The sequence below is a fragment of the Azospirillum endophyticum genome (assembly GCF_016595245.1).
Taxonomy (GTDB): domain Bacteria; phylum Pseudomonadota; class Alphaproteobacteria; order Azospirillales; family Azospirillaceae; genus Azospirillum; species Azospirillum endophyticum.
The window spans coordinates 131062-150125 of the sequence record NZ_JAENHM010000084.1 but is presented as its reverse complement, the minus strand read 5'-3'; the positions used below and the strand labels follow the sequence as shown (position 1 = coordinate 150125).

Genomic DNA, 19064 nt, shown 5'->3' with positions numbered 1-19064 from the left:
CCATGATGACGCACTCCACCGCGAACTCCATCCTCGTCGAGCGTCCCGAGATCATCCGGGACGTGTCCAACTCGACCGTCATCGCCGACGTCCAGAAGCCGCTCGGCGCGTGGGAGCGGCTGTACCGCGTCCCGCTGCTGCGCAAGGGCCTGATCCTGCTCGCGCTCGCCCTGATCTGGGAAATCTACGGCCGCTGGCTCGACAACCCGCTGCTGTTCCCGCCCTTCTCGGCGATGCTGCAGGCCTTCACCGCCGACCTCGGCAACGGCATCATCCCGGCGCGCACGCTGGTCTCGCTGCAGACGCTGGTGATCGGCTACGCCATGGGCATCCTGCTGGCGGCCCTGCTGACCACCGTCGCCATCGGCTCGCAGATCGGCACCGACCTGCTGGAGACGATGACCTCCATGCTGAACCCGCTGCCGGCCATCGCCCTGCTGCCGCTGGCGCTGATCTGGTTCGGGCTCGGTTCCGGCAGCGTGATCTTCGTGCTCGTCCATTCCGTGCTGTGGGCCATCGCGCTGAACACCCATGCCGGCTTCCGCTCCGTCTCCAACACGCTGCGCATGGTCGGCCGGAACTATGGGCTGAGCGGCCTCGGCCTTGTCCGCCACATCCTGATCCCGGCGGCCTTCCCGTCGATCCTCACCGGTCTGAAGGTCGGCTGGGCGTTCGCTTGGCGCACGCTGATCGCGGCGGAGCTGGTGTTCGGCGTCAGCTCCGGTTCCGGCGGCCTCGGCTGGTACATCTTCGAGAACCGCAACCAGTTGGAAACGGCGAACGTCTTCGCCGGCCTGTTCACCGTGATCCTCATCGGCCTGATCGTCGAGAACGGCGTCTTCGCCACCATCGAGCGGCGCACCATCCGCCGCTGGGGCATGCAGCACTGAGCCTTCGATAAGAATCCACACTGAAAAATCCACACGGGAGGACCCATCATGACCGCATTCGCAACCCTGCGCCGGGTCGGCGTGCTGGCGACCGCGCTCGTCGCCCTGGCATCCGGGGCGCTGGCGACCGGCCCCGCCCAAGCCGAGACCGCGGAGCTTCACATCTCCAAGGGCTACGGCATCCTGTACCTGCCGATGATCGTCATGGAGCACGAGAAGCTCCTGGAGAAGCAGGCCAAGGCGGCGGGCCTCGGCGACGTCAAGGTCGGCTGGCTGGAGCTGGACGGCGGCAACGTCATCAACGACGCCATGATCTCCGGAAACCTCGACATCGCCGCCATCGGCGTGCCCGGCTTCCTGACCCTGTGGTCGAAGGTGAAGGGCAACGCCAAGCTGGAGGTCTCGGGCCTCGCGGGGCTCAGCGCCACCTCGCTGTACCTCAACAGCAACAACCCGAACATCAAGTCGCTGAAGGACTTCACCGCGAAGGACAAGATCGCCCTGCCGGGCATCAAGACCTCGCTGTCGGCCGTCGTGCTGCAGATGGCCGTCGCCAAGGAGTTCGGCGACGACAATTACGCCAAGCTCGACCCGATGACGGTCGGCCTGCCGCATCCGGAGGCCTATACGGCGCTCGTCTCCGGCAAGACCGAGGTGAACAGCCATCTCGGCTCGCCGCCCTATTCCTTCATGGAGCTGGAAAATCCCCAGGTGCACCGGGTGATGAACTCGGTGGATGTGCTGGGCAACATCTCGCTCGACCTCGTCTATGCGCCCAAGCGCTTCATCGACGCCAACCCGAAGCTGACCGCCGCCTTCCTCGCGGCGCTGGAGGAGGCCGACAAGCTGATCGCCGACGAGCCGGCGCGCGCCGCCACGATCTACGTCCAGTCGGCCAAGGCCAAGCTGTCGGCGGGCGAGGTGGAACGGATGATCAAGGACCCGGACACCAAATTCTCGACCACGCCGAACGGCGTCATGCAATTCGCCAACTTCATGGGCCGCGTCGGCACGATCAAGAACAAGCCCGCCACTTGGCAGGACCTGTTCATCGCCAACGTCCATTCCCTGCCCGGAAGCTGAGCGATCCTCCGGTCTGGAACGGCACGTTCCCGACGAACTGGCCCGGGTCGCTCCCGGGCCCTCTTTTTTGCGTCAGGGCTGGTGCAGGAACGCCTTCCACTGCTGAAGGAAACGGTCGCGCTTCAGATGGTCCATGAAGACCAGCAGCGCGGGCCCGAGAGCGATCCGCTGCGTCGGGCCGCGCATCTCCTCCTGCAGGTGCGTCGCCGACATCGGGCCGCCGACCGTCGGCAGGATGGAGTAGAAGGCGGTCTCGGCGGCGACCACCGCCTGCCCGCGCTCCGACAGCAGGTAGTCGATGAAGCGCCCGGCCAGGTCGGGCGCAGCCGACCGCCGCGGGATGAGGGCGACCCGGGTCATGACCAGCGTGTAGTCGGTCGGCAGGACGATGCCGATATGGGCGCCGTGGATCTGCCGCTCCCGCGCGTAGGAACCGAGCAGGTTGTAGCCGATCAGGCTCTCGCCCCGCTCAATGGCGCCCACCATGTCGGCGGTGCAGCACATCTGTTTGGCCAGGGTCTCGCCGAGGGCGTCGGCGAGCTGCCAGAACTGGCTGGTCAGGACGGAGTCCTGCGTCGCGAACAGATAGCCGATGCCGCTGTCCTCGACATCGTAGGTCACCACGCGGCCCCGGTAGCGCCCCTTGCGGTCGCGCAGCAGATGGATCAGGTCCTCGCGGGAGCGCGGCACCTCGTCCTCCGCGACGAGGTCGCGGTTGTAGACGATGGCCGCCGGTTCCTGGGTGAAGCCGAAGGCGGCGCTGCGCCAGTTGGCCCAGTCCGGAAGCGCGTCCGTCGCCGGCGAGCTGTAGCGGCGGGCATGCCCGTCGTTGACCAGCTTCACCTGCAGGCCGGAGGCGGAGCTGATGACGAGATCCGGCACGGCGCCGTCACCGCCCCTGACCACGGAATCGTAGAGTTCCCCGGTATTCATTTCCCGGTACTCGACGGAGACCATCGGGTTCATCCGCTGGAAATCGCGGATCAGCGGCTCGATCGCCGGCCGGTCGGTGGCGGCGTCGATGCGCAGGCGCTCGGTGCCGGCCATCGGTGCGGGGTAGAGCACCGGTTCCAGGGCCAGGGCGGGGCCGATGGCGGCCAGCAGGACGCAGGGCAGCAGCAGGAGCGGCAGCAGGGCAAGTATCCGCCGCCCGCCCGCGGGGGTGCCGGCGGCTCCCGCGCCGGGACGGTCCGCGCTTGGGCTGTCGGGGCCTGGGAATTCCAGGCGGACGATCAGGCCGCCGCCCGGACGGTCGAGCAGCGACAGCTCGGCCTGATGTGCCTCCGCCACCGCCGCGGCGATGGAGAGGCCGAGGCCGCTGCCGGCGATCCCCTTGGCCAGCCGTCCGCGGCGGAAGCGGTCGAACACCACGCGCTTTTCCTCTTCCGGAATGCCCGGCCCGCGGTCGGCGATCTCCACCAGCGGGCCATAGTCGCCGCTTCCCGGCCGCACGCGCAGCTCCACGGGGCCTTGGCCGCCATATTTGCAGGCATTGTCGAGCAGGTTGGACAGGGCTTCGCGCAGGGTGACGGGATCGCCGTTCAGCAGCGCGTCGCCCTCGGCCGGATCGCGCGTCAGTTCGATGGGCGGAGCGTCGGGCCGGCCGGCGATCTGCTGGACGATCTGCCGCAGCAGCAGGTCGAGATCCAGAACCTGCGGCTGGACGGCTTCCGCGCGGTGGACGACGGTGGCGTGGTTCAGCAGCTGCGTCGTCAGTTCGCTGGCCTCGACGGCGTTGCGGTGGATGCGCTCGACGCGGTTGCGCAGGCGCTCGACATCCGCCTCCCGGCGCGCCAGCTCGGCCTGCGACCGCAAGGCGGCCAGCGGGGTGCGGATCTGGTGCGCCGCGTCGGCCAGGAAGGACTGGGTGGAATCGAGGTTGGCCTTGAAGCGGACCATCAGCTGGTTGATGGCGGCCAGAAGCTGCCCGACCTCGGTCGGCACCGGCGCGTCGATCGGGGTGAAGTCCTGCGGGCGCCGTGCCCGGATCAGCGCCTCGAGGAAACCCAGGGGCGCCAATGCCTGGCGGATGCCGAACCAGAGCAGCAGGGCGCCGGCCACGACGGCGAAGGCGATGGGTGCGAAGGAGTTGGCGACCAGCCGGGAAGCCAGCAGGTCGCGCGCTTCGCGGGTCTGGGCGACCACCACGGTCACCCATCCCGAGCGCGCCACGCCGCTGATGAACCGTCCCGTCACGGCGACCCGCACCGGCGCGTCGCTGTAGGTCGCGTTCAGGAAAACCGGCGTGTCGTCGTGCACCGTCGCTCCGGGCAGGTCCGGATAGCCGGTGACGAGGAGGCCGCCCGGCGCCAGGATCTTGTAGAAGACCCGGTCGTGCCGGGCCGTTCCCAGCACGCTCAGCGAGGAGTAGGGCAGGTCCACCGTGATGGCGCCGTTTTCCACCCGGACGGCGTCGGCGATGGAGAGGGCGGAGGCCGACAAAAGCTGGTCGTAGGCGCTGTCGGCCGCGTCGCGCGCGTAAGTGCGGACGAACAGGAACAGGATGAGGGTCACGACGCCGAGCACGACGAACATCCGGCTCAGCAGGCGCCGGCGCAGCGAGCCTCCGGCGGCGGCGCGGTTTTCAGCCGCCATCTTGCTTTTCGCCGACATAGCCGACGCCGTGCACGGTGCGGATCACCACCGAGGCGCCCTCCAGCTTGCGCCGCAGGCGGGAGACCGACATCTCCACCGCGTTCGGGGTGACCGCCTGTTCCAGGTCGAACAGCCGGTCGATCAGCGCGGCCTTGGTCTGCACCCGGCCCAGATTGCCGAGGAACAGCTCCAGCAGCCGGAATTCGCGCGCGCTGAGGTCGAGGGGCCGGCCGTCGACCGCGACCGTCCGTCCCGCCGCGTCGAACACCAGATTGCCGAAGACGGCCTCCGACGAGACCATCCCGTGCGACCGGCGCAGCAGGGCGCGGCATCGCGCCTCCAGTTCGCGCAGGTCGAACGGCTTGACGATGTAGTCGTCGGCCCCGAGGTCGAGCAGGTGGATCTTGGTGTCGATCTGGGATCGCGCTGTGGTGACCAGCACCGGCGTCCGGTCTCCCCGGCGGCGAAGCTGGCGGAGCAGGGTCTGTCCGTCGGGACCCGGAAGCATGACGTCGAGGATGATGAGCTGGTAGGTCTCCGTGCGCAGGAGCTCGTCGGCCTGATGGCCGTCCGCCGCCCAGTCGACGGCATGGCCGAGGCCGCGCAGGCTGTCGATCACGGCATCGGCCAGATCCTCGGTATCCTCGATAACCAGTATGCGCATCGACGCTCTCTCGCGGGCGGGTCCGCGATCATACAACGCGCGCCGCCGAACCGCCCCGGCTTTGTCGGAGGCGGTCAGCCGAGGCCGTTGCGGCCGGGCGACAGGATGCCGGCCGGGTCGCCGGCGATGCGCAGCTCCGACAGGAAGGAGGCGGCGGGCGCTCGGCGCAGCCGGTCGGGCACCGGCAGGCCGTTCGCCAGCCGGTATGGCGCGAAGCCCCGGTCCAGCGCCGTTTCGATCAGGTCCCGGTAGGCGGCGAGCGCCGCGTCGTCGGCCCCCGGCCCGGCCCGGTCGTAGCCCAGCGTGAAATAGGTCAGCAGGCAGCGGAAGCCGTTGGATTCGATTCCGACATTCAGGTCGATGCCGGCCTGTTCCAGCCGGCCGCGGGCCCAGCCCAGATAATCCGCCAGCGCCTGGAACTCGAAAGGGAAGGCGAGGCAGAGCCAGATCAGTCCGCAGCCGTCCCGGTCGGGATCGGCGGCGGTGGGGTCGGGATGGCGGTCCTTGTACCAGTAGACCGTGCGCAGGTTGCGTCCGTCCGGCACGCCCAGCCAATCCTCGAACCCCTCGATCCACGCGCCGTCCCGCCGGGCGACGTCCAGCTCCACCGCGCGCGACACGGCGGCGAAGCGCCGGGACAGCCGGCCGGCGCGGGCGTCCAGCACCTCGGGCGCCTCGGCGCGGATCAGGGCGGAGGCATGCCACTCGTCCAGCGCCGCCGCCGCCAGCCGGCCGGCCGGGACCGCCGTCCGCACCTCGTCCAGCGCCAGCCACTTGATGCCGTTCCACAGGGTCAGCGAGCGGTCGGGCAGCGACTGCTCGCGCTGGCAGTCGCGCCATGCCGCGAGGAAGCCGGGCAGGGCGTCGAGGCCGCCGACCTCCACCGACAGGATGGCGAGATCGCTTGGCATCGCTTCCAGCCGGACGAGGGCGCCGGTCACCACCCCCAGGTTGGACTGGCTGAACAGCCCGTCGACCAGCGGTCCCGCCGGCGCCGGATCCAGCCCGGCCGTCCGCCCCGCCCCGAGCGGGCCGCAGCCGGTCTGCAGCCTGCGGCCGTCGGGCAGGGCGACGTCCAGGTCGCACAGCGAGGACCAGCGCTCGCCCATGCTGCCGTCGCCGCGGTCGAGCGCGTTGGCGAGCACGCTGGCCTCCGCCGGGCCGCCGATGGCCGGCAGGAAGAAGCGGTCGGTCCTGTCCGCCAGGAAGTCGGCCAGGGACCGGAAGGTCACCCCGGCCTCGACCCGCACCAGCCCGCGCTCCCCGTCGAAGCCGGAAATGCGGTCGAGCCTTCGCAGATCGAGGATGACCGACCCGTCCCGCGTCGGCGCCCGTGATCCCAGCCCCCAGTTGGCGCCCCGGCTGACCGGATGGATCGGCAGGCGGTGGCGGGTGGCCACGGTCAGGCAGGCCGCCGCCTGTCCGGCGTCGCCCGGAGCGACGACGGCCGACACCCGGGCATCCGGTGCGAAGGTGCGCCGGCCCCAGTCCCGGCGGTCGGCCTCCCCGGTGCGGACATGGTCCGCCCCGACGATGCGGCGCCAGTCCTCCAACGCCTCCGCCGGCAGGTCCGGGCCGGGCGGGACGCTGGCGGAAAGGGGGAGGATCGGCGCAGGCATCGGCGGTTCCAAGTGGCGGTCCCCATGTGGCGGCGGCGGGAGAGTCGCGGCAGAATGCGCGCCACCGCCCGGCCGCGGCATCCCGCTTTCATGGTATGGTCATTTCCCGCCCCCTCTCGGTATGATGGCGGTTGCGTCGCATTTCCGAACCGACACTTCGCATAGGGTCGCCACAGTGGATCAGGCAGGGTCAGCCGCCGGGGACGACGGCGTCATATCGGTCCTCCTCGTGGAGGATGATGCGCCGACCCGCGATTTCCTGGCCGCGTCCCTGGCCGCGGGCGACGGCATCGTGCTGCAGGCCTCCGCCGGGACCCTGGCCGAGGCGCGCGCGGCGCTGGAGCGCGGCCGCCCGCGCGTGCTGGTGACCGACCTGAAGCTGCCCGACGGCCATGGCAGCGATCTGATCCGCGAGGTGCGGCAGCGCATGCCGGAGACCGAAATCATGGTGATCTCGGTCCTGGGGGACGAGCTGTCGGTGATGCAGGCGGTGCGGGCCGGCGCCTCCGGCTACATCCTGAAGGATGCGCGGCCGATCGACCTGATCGCGGCGGTGCGCGACCTGACCAACGGCCGCTCCCCCATCTCGGCCTCCATCGCCCGCCACATCATCCGCCAGACCCAGGCCGTTCCGCCCGCCATGGCGGAGGAACCGGCGCCCGCCCTGACCCCGCGCGAGATGGACATCCTGTGGGGGATCGCCAAGGGCTTCACCTACAACGACATCGCCGCCCGGCTGGGCATCAGCCGGCAGACGGTGCCCAGCCACATCAAGAACATCTACCGCAAGCTCGAGGTTAATTCCCGGAGCGAAGCGGTCTACACTGCGGTGGAACGAAAGATCATCAAGCTGTCGGACTGACGCGCGTGAGCCAACACATCGCAGGCCTGCCGGCGTCCGGCCCGCCCACGCTGCCGCGCCTGCGGGCTTGGCTGAAGGGACGCGGCCCGCTGCTGCTCGTGTATTACGTGCTGGCGACGGCCTTCGGCCTGGCGCTGGTGACGGCCGACCCCACCATGCCGGACGGCGTCGTCGCGATCGGGGAGGCGCATTTCGTTCCGGTGACCGCGGCGGGGGCGATCGGCAGTCCGCCGCCCGAAGCGATGCCGGCCGATGCCGCCGCCGTTCCGCTGCCCTACCGGTGCAAGGGGGTTCCCGAACCCGTCATCGGCTGTTCCGCACTATTCCGCCTGACCTTCCGCCATGACCCGCGGGAGGACGAACCCTGGTCGGTCTATCTGCCGATCCTGTCCGGGCGGATCACCCTGTGGGTGAACGGGGTGCTGCTGGCCGACAGCCGGAACCTCCAGTCCGATGTGGTCGTCAACCAGTCGGTGCCGCTGATCCAGCCGATCCCCCGGCCGCTCCTGGCGGATGGCGAGAACCGGATCGACATCCGCATGGAGGCCTGGAGCCAGTCCGGCGGCTTTCTCGACACCGTGCTGGTCGGGGCGGACCGCCTGCTCCGTCCCACCTATGTCGAACGCGAATGGATGATGGGGACGCTGCCGCGCCTGCTGGTGGCGTGGCAGGCGGCCTTGTGCCTGTCCCTGCTGATCGTGTGGATCGGGCACCGGGACGAGCCGATCCATCTGGTGATGAGCCTGATCCTGGGGCTCGGCGTGATCCAGGGGCTGCCGCTGTTCCTCGCCGGGCCGAACGGGCTGGAATGGCCGTTGCGCGTCATCAATTTCGCCGGGCTGTGGCAGGGCGCGCTGCTGCCCGTCGTGATGGCCCGGCTGGTCGGGCAGCGATTGGCGGTTCCGGTCCGGCTGCTGCTGGTCGTGCCGGCGACGGTCGTCCTGGCGTTCCTGGTCGCCACCCTCGACCCGGCGCGGCTGCAACCCTGGTTCGCCCTGCTGTGGCTGGCGCTCGTCATCCCCTGGGCGTCCACCATGCTGGGCTGGTCGGGCTGGATCGCGCTGTCCGCGGCGATCCGTCGGAACCATGCGGCGGCGCAGCTCGTGCTGGGGGGCATGATCGTCATCATCCTGATGGTCGCCCACGACATCCTGTCGGTGATCGGCGTGCTGGATCTGCGCGTGCCGTCGATGACCCGCTACATGGCGCCGCTGCTGATGACGGTGATCAGCGCTACCCTGATGTGGCGGTTCGCCCAGGCGCTGGGCGAGGTCAGCCGCTTCAACGACGTGCTGCGGCAGGAGGTGGCGGCGGTGGAGGCCGAACTGCGGGCCAGCTTCGCCCGCGAACAGGCGCAGACCCGTGCGGTGGCGCTGGAAAGCGAGCGGCTGCGGCTGACCCGCGACCTGCATGACGGGCTGGCCGGGCAACTGGTGTCGATCGTCGCCCAATGCGAACTGCCGCAGCGCGACTACCGCCGCATCGGCGCATCGGCACGTCAGGCGCTGGACGATCTGCGGCTGGTGGTGGCGTCGCTGGACGATGTCGGCAACGATCTGGGCATGATGCTGGCCCAGTTCCACGACCGTATCGGGCCGCAGCTCCAGGCCCAGGGAATCGAGCTCGACTGGCAGATGACGCCGCTTCCCGACGTCGAAGGGCTGAGGTCGGAGCATGCCCTGACCCTGTTCCGCATCCTCCAGGAGGCCGTCACCAACGCGGTGCGCCATTCGGGCTGCCGCCGGGTGACCATCGTCATGGCGCCGGCGCCGGGCAACGGCCCGGAGAGCAGGGAGGGCGGGCCTGTCGGGCGCGCGGTCCGCATCGTCGTGCGCGACGAAGGGTGTGGCATTCCCGGCGGAACCGGTGCCACGCGGGCCGGCAAGGGGTTGAACAACATGCGCCAGCGCGCCGCGGCGCTGGGCGCCGATCTGGCTATGCTCACCGGGCCCGACGGCACCCGGATCGTCATCGACCTGCCGTTCCGCCTTCCCGGATTCTGAAGGTTTCGATAGAGCGTTCTCCGCAGCATCGCCACCGCCGCGTGCAGTATCCGGGTTTTTCGTCAAATCTCCCATAAACATGGGATTACTCCCGAAGGCCCGCTCCCATACAAAAGACTGGGCGCGACCTTGGCGCATGCTCCGGCGGCGCAGAAAATTGGGGCGCAAGTCTTCCGATCATCCACTCACGAGGGGTTGCGGGCATGAGCAAGTTGCAAGTGGCGATGGTCGACATTTCCGATGACGAGCTTCTGGTGGTGGTTGGCGGAACCGGCACGACCAACGCACAGTCCGGTCATGCGCAGGAGGATGAGCACGGGGTCAGCCTCAGCGTCGGGGTCGACGTCGCCGGTGCTTCGGGGTCGGTCGGGGTCTCCACCTCCACCAGCCACACCGTCGGCGGCACCACCGTCACGACCGAGGTCGGCGCCGGCGCCAGCGGCTCGGTCGGCGTCTCCGTCGGGTCCGGCGGCGTCACCGCCACGGCGGACGGATTCGCCGGCAGCCAGGGCAGCATGACGGTCTCCCATGGGCCGGTCAGCCAGACCATCAGCTACGAGGCCGGGGTCGGCGGCAGCGCCAGCGTATCGGTGTCCTACACCGGCGTCGAAGCCTCCGCCTCCGGTTCGGTCGGTGTCTCGGTGACGACCGAAACGACGGTCGGCGGCAATGTCGGTCATGGCGTCACGGTCGAGGGCTCGGTCACCCAGACCATCGCGGTGGGCGCCGGCGCCGAAGCCACCGGCTCGATCGGAGCCAGCGGTGTCCATGGCGGTGTCAGCACCTATGCCGGCAACTATGTGGAGGTGACCGCCGCGGTCACCGTCGGCAACAACGACATCAGCAGCACCTCCCATGTCGGCGTCATCGATTCCGGTTCGGTCGGTGCCGGCACCGAAGTGACGGCCGGCTACTCCGCCGGCCATGTCACCCTTGGAATCGGCGCCACGGCGGCGGTCGGCATCGGCGGCGTCACCCTGGGCAGCGAGGTCACCGTCAACACCGCCCCGCTGGAGCATGCCGGCGCCCAGGCCGTCAGCGCGGCGACGCCCGCGGTCACCGATGCCGCCCACAGCGTCGCCAGCACGGGGCAGTCGACCGTCGCCGCAGCGACTCCGGCCGTGACCGATGCGGCCCACACCGTGGCGAACACCGCCCAGAGCACCGCCAGCACGGTCAGCAGCACGGCGCAGACGGCGGTGCACGACGTGTCCAGCACGGCGCAGAGCGCGGTCAGCAGCGTATCGAACACCGCCAAGTCCATCGCGAAGAAGATGAAGAAGTGGTGAGGCCGGGCGGACCGGTGGCGGACGGCACCGCCGCATGAGCGACAGCGCGACGACCGAACGGCCGGCGGCAGCGCCGCTTCCGGCCGCACCTCCGGCAAGCGGTGCGGGCGGCAAGGCCGGCTTCCGCGCCGAGGCGGCGGAGGCGGCGACCTCCGTGTCGCAGGTGGACGACGCGCTGGAGGTGGTGCGTCCGCCGGTCCTGGCCTTCTGCGTCACGCTGGCGCTGCTGGTGGTCGGCGTGGCGGTCTGGGCCTCCCTTACCGACGTGCCGATCAAGGTCACCGGCCAGGGCATCCTGGTCAGCCCGGCCGGCGTGATCGACGTGGTGTCGGAATCAAACGGCCGCATCAACGACATCCGCTTCAAGCCGGGTGACGTGATCCGCCCCGGCGACGTCGTCGCGCTGGTCGACCAGAGCGAGCAGAAGCTGAAGCTGGCCGAGGCGGAGGGCGAATTGCAGGACGCGCTCGCCGCCCGCGAGGACATGCGGCGCTTCCAGGACCGCGATTTCCATGCCGACGAGGTTTGGCGGCAGGCGCGCGAGCAGGCGGTCGGCGGCAACATCCGCTCGCTCCAGGAACGCCAGCGCATGATGACGGAGCGGGAGGAGCTGGTCCGCCAGCTCGCCGACCGCGGCCTGACCACCCGCGACCGCGCCATCGCCGCCAAGATCGAGCTGTTCACCATCCGCTCGGACCTGGAGACGCAGCGCAACGAGCTGCAGACCATGGCGCTCGACGCGACCCGCCGCCAGACCCAGCGCGAGAAGGACATGCTGGCCGCCGAGCAGCGGGTGGCGACCGCATCGCGTGCGGTGGAATCCGCCCGCGACCGGCTGCAGCGCTATGCCGCCATCCTGTCCCCCTATGGCGGGCGCGTGGTCGAGGCGAAGGCGAACATCGGGCAGGTGGTGTCGAGCGGCGCGCCGATCGTCAGCATCGAGCGTGACGGGAACTTGCCCGGACAGGGCGGCGATCTGGTGGCGCTGGTCTATGTCGGGGCGCAGGACGGCAAGAAGCTGCGCCACGGCATGGAGGCCGACGTGTCCCCGGCACCGGTCCGCAAGGAGGAGCACGGCCATCTGGTCGGGCGCGTCGACCGGGTGGCCGACACCCCGGCCAGCAGCGCCGGCATGCTCCGCACCCTGCAGAACGATGCGCTGGTCGGCGAATTCCAGAAGACGCTGCGCACCCCCTTCGAGATCCTGATCCGGCTGGAGCGCGATCCGGCCGGCGCGTTGCGCTGGTCGACCGGCAACCCGCCGAAATTCTCGATGGACGGCGGCACGCTGGTGTCGGTGGAGATCACGGTGCAGAAGGTGCGGCTGATCGCGCTCGCCCTGCCGATCCTCCAGCAATGGCTGCGGCTCGACCTGACCGACAGCATGGCGCCGCCGCCCGCCGCCGCCGTTTCCGCTCCGGCGGCGTCTCCGTCGGCGTCCGGGGCCTGAGATGCGCACCCCGTCGATCCTGCAGATCGAGGCGGCGGAATGCGGTGCCGCGGCGCTCGGGATCATCGCCGCCCATCACGGGCGCTGGCTGACGCTGGAGGAGCTGCGCGAGCGCTGCGGCATCTCGCGTGACGGCAGCCGCGCCGCCAATCTGGTCCAGGCGGCGCGCGAGTTGGGATTGCAGGCGCGCGGCGTCCGGACCGAGCCGGAGGGGCTGCGCGGACAGGCCGGGCCGATGATCCTGCATTGGGGGATGGACCATTTCCTGGTGCTGGAGGGCCGGCGCGGGCGCTGGTGGTGCCTGAACGACCCGGCGCGCGGCCGGCGCCGCGTCGACGATGCCGAGTTCCGCCGCCAGTTCACCGGCATCGCCCTGCTGATGGCGCCGGGTCCGGACTTCCGCAAGGGCGGATCGGCGCCCAGCGCGCTGCGCGGCCTCGCGCGGCGGCTGCATAAATCCTGGGGGGCGATTTGGTTCGCCGCCGCCCTCAGCCTGCTGCTGGCGATCCCCGGCATGCTGTTCCCCGCCTTCCGCCAGATCTTCATGGACAGCGTCCTGGTCGGCGGGCTGGCCGACTGGATGACGCCGCTGATCGGCGCGATGCTGGCGGTCGGCGCGGTCACCCTCACCTTCACCTGGCTGCAGAAAAGCGTGCTGCACCGTCTGGAGACCCGTCTGGCCCTGCTGGGCGGCATCGGCTTCATGGAGCGGGTGCTGCGGCTGCCGATGGGCTTCTTCGGCCAGCGCGGGCCGGCGGCCGTCGCCGACCGGGTCATGCAGAGCGATCGGCTGGCCGAGCTGCTGGCGGGCGAGATCGGCGGCTGCCTGTTCGCCATCCTGACCGCGCTGACCTATCTGGCGGCGATGGCCTTCTACCAGCCGATGCTGGCGCTGGTCGCGGTGGCCGCCGCCGCCGCGCTGGCCCTGGCGCTCGCCCTGCTGTCGCGCCAGCTGGAGGAGGGCCAGCAGCGGCTGCTGAACGAATCGGCGCAGGAGGCCAGCGACGCCAAGCAGGGGCTGCGCATGATCGAGACCTACCGCTCCGCCGGGGCGGAACGGCTGCTGTTCGAGCGGCTGGTCGCCCGCCATGCCCGCGTGCTGAACATCCGCCAGTCGCTGATGCTGCGCCGGGCGGTGCTGCGGCTGCTGCCGGCCTTCGTCGGCGGGGTGGCCTCGGCCGCCGTCGTCACCGTCGGCGGCGGCATCGTCGCCGAGGGCGGCATGACCATCGGCGCGATGATGGGCTTCATGGTGCTGCTGTCGGCCTTCCTGGCGCCGGTGTCGCGACTCGTCCAGCTCGGCGCCCGCATCCAGGAGGCGCGGTCCTACCTGCGGCTGCTCGACGACACCATGCAGCACCCGATCGCCGAGGAGTTCCGCCAGCCGGAGCCGCAGGCCCCCGCGGTGCTGCGCCGGCTGACCGGGCGGATCGAGCTGCGCGACGTGACCTTCGGCCATTCCCGCCGGGCGCCGCCGCTGATCCGCGGCCTGTCGCTGACCATCGAGCCGGGCGAGCGGGTCGGGGTGGTCGGCGGCTCCGGCTCCGGCAAGTCGACGCTGGCGCTGCTGACCGCCGGCCTCTACGAGCCGTGGTCGGGCGAGGTCCTGCTCGACGGCCGGCCGCTGCGCGAGATCCCGCGCCGGGTGCTGCGCCAGAGCGTGCAGGTCGTCGACCAGAACGTGACGCTGTTCGAGGGCAACGTGCGCGACAACATCGCGCTGTGGGATCCGACCGTGTCGGACGAGCGCCTGTTCGCCGCCGCCCGCGACGCGGTGATCCACGACATCATCATCGACCGCCGCGACGGCTACGCCTCCGCGGTGGCCGAGGGCGGGGCCAACCTGTCGGGCGGCCAGCGCGCCCGCATCGAGATGGCGCGCGCCCTGGTGCAGAATCCGCGGATCCTGGTGATGGACGAGGCGACGGCGGCGCTGGACGACCACACCCAGGCGCAGCTTCTCTCCAACCTGCGCCGCCGCGGCTCGACCATGCTGGTGATCGCCCACCGGCTGACGGCGATCCGCGACTGCGACCGGGTGCTGGTGATGCGGGAAGGCGCGATCGTCGAATCCGGTCCGCCGGCCGAGCTGTCGCGTCGTCCCGGCGCCTTTTCCGCGCTGATGCTGAGCATGGCCTGACGGGAGGATCCGCCGATGACCACCGCCGATCCCGTCGCCGTCGACACTGCCGGGCCGCTACCGCTTCCCGGCATCGCCTTCCAGCAGCCGGCGGTGGCGCTGGAGCCGGCCGGGGCCGTCTGGTTCCTGGAGGAGGGCGAGGCCGACGTCTTCGCCGTCGCCGCCATGGGGGCCAATGCCGGGTCCCGCCTGTTCCTCGGCCGGTTGCCGGCCGGCAGCCTCCTGGTCGGGATCGACGCCTTCATGCAGGAGCTGATCGCCGTGCCGGCGGCCGGGGCGCGGCTGGAGACGGTCGCCGATCCGCTGGAGGAGATCGAAGCCGACGCCCTGCTGGCCGGGATGGAAGCCTGGTCGTCCATGCTGGTCTGCGGCCTCGCCGCCATCCTCTGGCATCCCGACCGCGTCCACCGGCCGGGCCGCTGCGGGACCGCGGTCGATCTGGCCGAATCCCAACTCGTCATGGTCCAGGAGGCCGGCCTGTGGTGCGCGGTGCCCGCCCCCGGCGCCCTGTTGCTGGAGCAGGAGATGGTCCAGGGCATCATGCCCTTGCCGGCGCGGGCTTGGCTGAAGGCGGCGGGGCCGCTGCGCATCGTCTTCGGCCGCCGTCCGCTGCCGCGCGACCTGCCGGCCGCGCTGGCCGGCATCCAGGCGTTGACCGCGGCCTGCGGCGAGATGCTGATGGGCGCCCGCGGCCTGGCCGAGGCCGACGAGGCCGGCCGGCTGTCGCTGCGCGGCGCCCGCGAGACGGAGGAGGGCGGGCGCTTCGTCCATCTCGCCGGCCGGCTGCTCGACCATGCCCGCAAGCCGCCGGGGACGGCGGACGGCGGCCATCACGACCCGCTGTTCGCCGCGATGAGCGCGGTCGCCGCCCGCAACAACCCGCGCCTGCGGCTGCGCCGGCCGACCCTGCTGCGCGAGCGCGACCTCGACGTGCAGCCGACCATGGAGGAGATCGCCCGCGCTTCCGGTCAGCACATGCGCCCGGTGACGCTGACGGAGGGCTGGTGGCGCCGTCCGCTCGGCCCGCTGGTCGGCGCGACGCTGGACGGCCGGCCGGTGGCGTTGCTGCCGAAGGGGCGCGGCTACGAGCTGGTGGACGGGGAAGGGGCCGGCAAGGCGGCCGCACGCAAGCGGAAGCCGGTCCGCGTCACGCCGCAAGTCGCCGCCGGGCTGTCGGCCTCCGCCTGGACCATGGTGGAGCCGCTGCCCGACCGGCCGCAGACGGTCGGATCGCTGATGCGCTTCGTCCGGACCCCGCCCACCTTCTGGCTGCTGACCCTGGCGGTGGCGGCGCTGGGCGCCCTGCTCGGTCTCGCCATGCCGTTCGGGATGAAGTTCGCCTTCTCGTCCCTGGTGCCGGCGCGCGACCATGGCGGGCTGCTGGAGCTGGGCATCCTGCTGGGCTGCGTCGCCGCGGTCACGCTGGTGATCCAGCTCGTCGGCGAGGTGACGCGCCAAAGCATGCAGACCATGCGCGAGGCCGGGCTGCATGCCGGCTTGTGGGACCGGGTGCTGCGCCTGCCCATGCCGGTGCTGCGCGCCCATTCGGCCGGCGACATGGCGGCACGGGTCGGATTGGCGATGGCGCTGCCGCTGGCCGCCCAGGGCTTCCTGGTCGCCGGCATCGGCACCGGCGCGGTGCTGGCCGCCTCCGTCTTCGCCATGGCGTCCTTCCATGGCGGCGGTGCGGTGGCGGCGGTGCTGGCGCTGGCGGTCCAGCTCGGGCTGGCGGTGCTGTCGGCGGTGCTGCGGGCGCGCGTCTACAAGCTGGGCGAGGCGCTGAACGGGCAGGCCGATTCCCTGGCGATGCAGTTCCTGACCGGCATCGCCAAGCTGCGCCTGGCCGCCGCCGAGCATTGGGCGCTGACCCATTGGGCCGAGCGCTTCATCGGCATGCGCGAGAAGCGCATGGAGGTGCAGGAGATCGAGGGCCGGATGGCGGCGGTCAACGCCGCCCTGCCGGTGCTGGCGATGGCGGCGCTGTTCCTGGTCTTCCATGCCGCCGGCACCGACAGCGCCAGCATCGTCGCGATGATGACCGCCTACATGATCGCCAACGGCGCGGCGGCGGCCCTGGGCGACGGGTTCGGCGCCTTCTACCAGCTCCACGCCGCCCGTGCCTTCGCCGATCCGGTCCTGCACTGCGCGCCGGAGCCGACGCTCGGCCGCATCGACCCTGGCCGGCTGTCGGGGCGGATCGCGGTCAGCGGCCTGTACTTCACCTATGCCCAGGCGGAAACCCCGATCTTCGCCAACCTGCACCTGACCATTGCCGCCGGCGAATATGTGGCGGTCCTCGGCCGGTCGGGCTGCGGCAAGTCCACCCTCGTCCGGCTGCTGCTCGGGCTGGAACGGCCGCGGGTCGGCAGCGTCACCTATGACGGCAACGATCTGTCCTCGCTCGATCTCGGCCTGCTGCGGCGGCGGATCGGAACCGTCCTGCAGGGGGCGCAGCTGCCGCCCGGCGCGCTGATCGACGTGGTGCGCGGCCTGAGCGAGGCGACGGAGGCCGAGATCTGGGACGCGCTGGCGGCGGCGGCGATCGCCGACGAGATCCGGGCGATGCCGCTGGGCGTGCGCACGCCGATCGCCGACGCGTCGCGCACGCTGTCGGGCGGACAGGTGCAGCGGCTGCTGCTCGCCCGCGCGCTGGTGACCAAGCCGGACGTCCTGATCCTGGACGAGGCAACCAGCGCGCTCGACAACGCCACCCAGGCGGCGACCATCCGCACCCTGTCGTCGCTCGACTGCACCCGCATCGTCATCGCCCACCGGCTGGAAACCATCCGGGGCGCCGACCGCATCCTGATCCTGGACGGCGGCCGCGTCGCCCATGCCGGCAGCTTCGCCGACCTGCAGGCGCGCGGGCTGCTGGGGACGTAGCGGGGGCCGAAGGCTCACCGGGAGTCCTATGGGGGCACTACACGAGAGTGCGCTTCGACTTTGCGCATTTCAGGACTGCCGTCTCGGTTAGGAGGCGGTTCACAAGTTCAGCAATGGTGAGGGGTGATGGGGATTACGGCGCGTAGCAGGCGACGTCGACGAGCCGTCGAAGGAACGATGGCGGCGATCTGAGCATGTCGCCTTCAGCGGGCGACATGGCGGCCTGTTCGAACCACAGGTGCTGGCGCAGACGGGCCAAGGCATCGGCGAAAGTCGGCGCTGGTTTCGGATACCAGATGGCGCGCCGGGGCGACAGAGCGAGGCGGCCGGCATTCTGATGGACGTACAGCGTGATCAACGAGTAAAGCCCGAACAGCAGTGGGGCGGTGCGGAATACCGCCGGGTCTGCCCACTGTCGCTGGGTCTCGATGCCGAGATGAGCACGGCTCTCCTCATACGTCGTCTCCATTGCCCAGCGGCGGTTGAACCATTCCAGGACGGTGCGTGGCGACATCGACAGGTCGGTGCACAGAAAAGCTTCCGGATCGCGCCGGCCATCGGGATAGCGCACCATCACCCAGAGGATGGGCACGATCGGCTTGCCCTGGTGGTGCCACAGCGCCGTTCCGGAGGCATAGTCGATCCAGCCGCCGGGGCGCCACCGGGTTCGGCTTGGTTGAGCCGCCCGGTGCCAGACGGTAACCTTGTCGGTCAGACGGGCCCGCAAGCTGGGTTGGCGGGCGCCTTTCATTATCTGCCGCAAGGTCAAGGGCGGGTCTGGTGGCGGATCGAACAGGCGGGCATCCAGGCGCAGCCGAGTGATCGCGACCATGTGCGGGCTGACGGCGTCGAGCAGGGTCAGTGCGGCGAATTCGCCATCCATGACGGCGACCAGCAGGCGATCCGGCAGCCAGCGGTGGAGACGCAGCAGGATGCCCCGTGCCCAGACGGTGGTCGGCCGATAGTGCCGGCCCTGTGCCTCGCACCAGGCGCGGCTCGGCACCAGCGCGCTCAGCACCGGCAGCCCCCAGATACGGCCGGCGAACGGAACCTCGACCAGCAGCATGGCGGTCATCCAGCGCAATCCGCGGCTGGTGACCGTCTGCTCCGTCGAGGACCGGACGGAGTCGAAGCAATGGCTTGCTGGGCGAACACGGGCTCCCCTGCGCCGTTCAAAAGTATGGTCGACACCGATGACGATCGGGCCGTCCGGGACGAAGGCGTTGACCAGGGCGTTCAGCAGGGTGCGTGCGAGCTTCAGCCCCGACCAGCGATTCCGGTTGAGTACGCGGTGAAAAGCGGCGAAGCCGGGATCGTCCGCCAAGCCGAGGGCGCGGAGCAGGTTGGCCACGGTGCGGGGACCAACCGCCAGCACCGCACCGACCGCGAGCGCCGCCACCGTAGAGCGGGTGCGCCCCGAAAATGCATCCAGATAGGGCCACAGCCAAGCTACGAAGGTTTGGGGAAGAGAGACGGCTGGGCGTGGCATGGGGCACCTGCGGTGTCGTCGGACGTTGACCAGCCAACAACCTTTCGCCGACGGTATTGCGACGCCCGCGCAGGACAGGACAAGTGTCCCCAAATGC

12 protein-coding genes are annotated in these 19064 nt (G+C 70.7%); 8 read left to right on the top strand and 4 right to left on the bottom strand.

Annotated features, from left to right (window positions below; all coding sequences use genetic code 11):
* Nucleotides 1-2 precede the first annotated feature (2 nt).
* Nucleotides 3-890, top strand: coding sequence for an ABC transporter permease (locus tag JHL17_RS33445; RefSeq protein WP_247894000.1), 888 nt, complete (start codon nt 3-5; stop codon nt 888-890).
* 48 nt (nt 891-938) lie between these two features.
* On the top strand, nt 939-1973 hold the full coding sequence (locus JHL17_RS33440) for an ABC transporter substrate-binding protein (protein ID WP_200198966.1): 1035 nt from the start codon (nt 939-941) through the stop codon (nt 1971-1973).
* A gap of 72 nt (nt 1974-2045) precedes the next feature.
* Here JHL17_RS33440 and JHL17_RS33435 read toward each other — a convergent pair whose 3' ends face one another.
* The 3 genes from JHL17_RS33435 to JHL17_RS33425 form a co-directional block, all read right to left on the bottom strand.
* Nucleotides 2046-4568 carry a sensor histidine kinase gene (locus JHL17_RS33435; RefSeq protein ID WP_200198965.1) on the bottom strand — a complete coding sequence of 841 codons (2523 nt, stop codon included), beginning with the start codon at nt 4566-4568 and terminating at the stop codon, nt 2046-2048.
* Nucleotides 4558-5232 carry a response regulator transcription factor gene (locus tag JHL17_RS33430; RefSeq protein ID WP_200198964.1) on the bottom strand — a complete coding sequence of 225 codons (675 nt, stop codon included), beginning with the start codon at nt 5230-5232 and terminating at the stop codon, nt 4558-4560. Before JHL17_RS33430 ends, JHL17_RS33435 begins: the two co-directional genes overlap by 11 nt.
* Nucleotides 5233-5306: 74 nt before the next feature.
* A complete protein-coding gene (locus JHL17_RS33425; protein WP_200198963.1) occupies nt 5307-6851 on the bottom strand; it encodes an FAD-binding oxidoreductase in 1545 nt (514 codons plus the stop codon).
* Between the two features lie 229 nt (nt 6852-7080).
* Between JHL17_RS33425 and JHL17_RS33420 the strand changes: the two genes are divergently transcribed.
* The 6 genes from JHL17_RS33420 to JHL17_RS33395 all read left to right on the top strand — a co-directional run bounded on the left by JHL17_RS33420 (nt 7081) and on the right by JHL17_RS33395 (nt 17478).
* Nucleotides 7081-7713, top strand: coding sequence for a LuxR C-terminal-related transcriptional regulator (locus JHL17_RS33420; protein ID WP_345773928.1), 633 nt, complete (start codon nt 7081-7083; stop codon nt 7711-7713).
* 5 nt (nt 7714-7718) lie between these two features.
* Complete coding sequence (locus tag JHL17_RS37920) at nt 7719-9716, top strand: ATP-binding protein (RefSeq protein ID WP_200198962.1); 1998 nt, start codon at nt 7719-7721, stop codon at nt 9714-9716.
* Nucleotides 9717-9919: 203 nt separating this feature from the next.
* A complete protein-coding gene (locus JHL17_RS33410; protein ID WP_200198961.1) occupies nt 9920-11005 on the top strand; it encodes a RodZ family helix-turn-helix domain-containing protein in 1086 nt (361 codons plus the stop codon).
* 34 nt (nt 11006-11039) lie between these two features.
* Nucleotides 11040-12455, top strand: a complete 1416-nt coding sequence (locus tag JHL17_RS33405; RefSeq protein ID WP_200198960.1) for an NHLP bacteriocin system secretion protein — start codon at nt 11040-11042, stop codon at nt 12453-12455.
* Nucleotide 12456: 1 nt separating this feature from the next.
* Nucleotides 12457-14595 carry a cysteine peptidase family C39 domain-containing protein gene (locus JHL17_RS33400; protein WP_200198959.1) on the top strand — a complete coding sequence of 713 codons (2139 nt, stop codon included), beginning with the start codon at nt 12457-12459 and terminating at the stop codon, nt 14593-14595.
* A 15-nt stretch (nt 14596-14610) separates the two neighbouring features.
* The gene (locus JHL17_RS33395; RefSeq protein ID WP_200198958.1) at nt 14611-17478 is read left to right on the top strand and encodes an ATP-binding cassette domain-containing protein; all 2868 of its coding nucleotides are present in this window, start codon (nt 14611-14613) and stop codon (nt 17476-17478) included.
* A gap of 133 nt (nt 17479-17611) precedes the next feature.
* Here the strand turns inward: JHL17_RS33395 and JHL17_RS33390 are convergent, their stop codons facing one another.
* On the bottom strand, nt 17612-18967 hold the full coding sequence (locus JHL17_RS33390) for an IS701 family transposase (protein WP_247893999.1): 1356 nt from the start codon (nt 18965-18967) through the stop codon (nt 17612-17614).
* Nucleotides 18968-19064 lie beyond the last annotated feature (97 nt).

What these genes read in the sequence shown, in the direction of transcription:
- JHL17_RS33440 (WP_200198966.1), top strand. Translation starts at nt 939, where the DNA reads ATGACCGCATTCGCAACCCTGCGCCGGGTCGGCGTGCTGGCGACCGCG.
- JHL17_RS33435 (WP_200198965.1), bottom strand. Translation starts at nt 4,568, where the DNA reads ATGGCGGCTGAAAACCGCGCCGCCGCCGGAGGCTCGCTGCGCCGGCGC.
- JHL17_RS33390 (WP_247893999.1), bottom strand. Translation starts at nt 18,967, where the DNA reads ATGCCACGCCCAGCCGTCTCTCTTCCCCAAACCTTCGTAGCTTGGCTG.
- JHL17_RS33425 (WP_200198963.1), bottom strand. Translation starts at nt 6,851, where the DNA reads ATGCCTGCGCCGATCCTCCCCCTTTCCGCCAGCGTCCCGCCCGGCCCG.
- JHL17_RS33395 (WP_200198958.1), top strand. Translation starts at nt 14,611, where the DNA reads ATGACCACCGCCGATCCCGTCGCCGTCGACACTGCCGGGCCGCTACCG.
- JHL17_RS33405 (WP_200198960.1), top strand. Translation starts at nt 11,040, where the DNA reads ATGAGCGACAGCGCGACGACCGAACGGCCGGCGGCAGCGCCGCTTCCG.
- JHL17_RS33400 (WP_200198959.1), top strand. Translation starts at nt 12,457, where the DNA reads ATGCGCACCCCGTCGATCCTGCAGATCGAGGCGGCGGAATGCGGTGCC.
- JHL17_RS33445 (WP_247894000.1), top strand. Translation starts at nt 3, where the DNA reads ATGATGACGCACTCCACCGCGAACTCCATCCTCGTCGAGCGTCCCGAG.
- JHL17_RS33410 (WP_200198961.1), top strand. Translation starts at nt 9,920, where the DNA reads ATGAGCAAGTTGCAAGTGGCGATGGTCGACATTTCCGATGACGAGCTT.
- JHL17_RS33430 (WP_200198964.1), bottom strand. Translation starts at nt 5,232, where the DNA reads ATGCGCATACTGGTTATCGAGGATACCGAGGATCTGGCCGATGCCGTG.